The following is a 1,451-nucleotide window of genomic DNA, read 5'->3' on the forward strand; positions in this document are numbered from 1 at the left end:
TGAAATATCCGTTGATATCTTTACTAGTTAACGGTATTCCATAACGATAATCATAATTTTCTAATAAACCGGTATATCCATTTGTTAATTTGAAAAATTAATAATATAATCAAAAAACCTCGCATAATGCGAGGTTTTTGATTTCTATTTACCTTTTGCCCATTCGGGACGTTCTTTCCAGCCTCCCGGCGGAGCTTGCTTTATGCTATCCGGTACAGGAATATCCTGGTATATTTTTGAATAACTATTATCCTCCAATGAAAATTGGACCAAATAATACCTCCCTTTTTTAGGATTTGCATCTTCATCATGTATATTACTATTTGAATATTTTTTACCTTTTACGGTATATTCATAACTTACTTTTTTATAAGATATTATAGGCCAATAGATCCGATCTATATACCCTATCGTGTAATTGCCATATTCTACAGGATTATGTTTGTAACTTATATACATATACAGCAAAATAAAAGGTATTAAAAATATTGGAATATTCCATTTTGATTCTCGGGTCCAATAATAGCGTAAAGTTTCTATAAACTTATTCATTAGGGTTATTTTCTAATCCAATTTATTTTGAATCACATTGACTCCATAATCCGGTGCATTCATAAGTACAGTTGCGGCTTTGCTTCCTGCTGTTTGACCAAAGCGTACGCTGGTTTGCATATATGTCCCGATTACGGTTCCTTTAAATAATTGTGAACCACTGATTCCTGTAGCTGCAGCTCCTCCTATCATTCCTAAGGCTGCCTGGCTTAAAAACTTATCTCCTTTAAGTGTTCCATTAAATATGGATTTCATTTTTTCATTCATTGTTATTGGAGTTGATGAAGAAAGCAAGGCATTTCCAACGTAATTCATACCTAATCCCGCTAATCCACTCTGGGTAAGGTTGACGTCTCCTATAGCTTTGGTCAAATCTCCGCCGTTTGTAGTCATGTTTGCCGTCGTTTGTACGGCTGCATCTGCTCCCGTTCTTGCTACAAAAGCTGAAAACGATAATTCAGATAAACTAAAGAATCCTGCTGCTATGCCTTCATAAGCCGCAACCGGTCCGAAAATCACGCCTAATGCTCCTAACGTCCAGTTCTTTACATCATCTGTATGCATTAAGGGTTTTCCGCCATAGGCATCCAAATATCGTTGATAGGCTTCTCTTGAGCGTCTTTCTTTTTCTTGCTGTTGCTTGGTTACTTCATCGTTGGACGGTCTTCTTTTTCCTATTACTTCTATTTCTGGTAATACTGTCTCATTCTCTGGATCTACGCCTTCTGTTTTCATTCCTGTTGGATCTGTATACTTTATTGGGTTCTGATAGGTATACTGATATATTAACATTGTTTTATCATATAAGGGATCTACACTTAAAAAGATACTTTCTCGCGGATTATAGTATCTTGCTCCATAATAATACAGTCCTGTTTCTTCATCTAACTCTTTTCCAT

The 1,451-nt window shown here is 35.8% G+C and carries 2 protein-coding genes; both read right to left on the minus strand.

Features of this window, described 5'->3' with window-relative positions; genetic code table 11:
- Positions 1–144 precede the first annotated feature (144 nt).
- Positions 145–552: a hypothetical protein gene (locus GFU93_RS04275; RefSeq protein ID WP_160567529.1), complete on the minus strand. Its 408-nt coding sequence runs from the start codon at positions 550–552 to the stop codon at positions 145–147.
- A 12-nt stretch (positions 553–564) separates the two neighbouring features.
- A partial coding sequence (locus GFU93_RS04280; RefSeq protein ID WP_160567531.1) for an RHS repeat-associated core domain-containing protein occupies positions 565–1,451 on the minus strand: 887 nt, incomplete at its 5' end.

The organism is Apibacter sp. B3546 (assembly GCF_009827885.1).
Classification (GTDB): domain Bacteria; phylum Bacteroidota; class Bacteroidia; order Flavobacteriales; family Weeksellaceae; genus Apibacter.

Coding starts and splice junctions, on each gene's coding strand:
- GFU93_RS04275 (WP_160567529.1), bottom strand. CDS start 552: ATGAATAAGTTTATAGAAACTTTACGCTATTATTGGACCCGAGAATCA.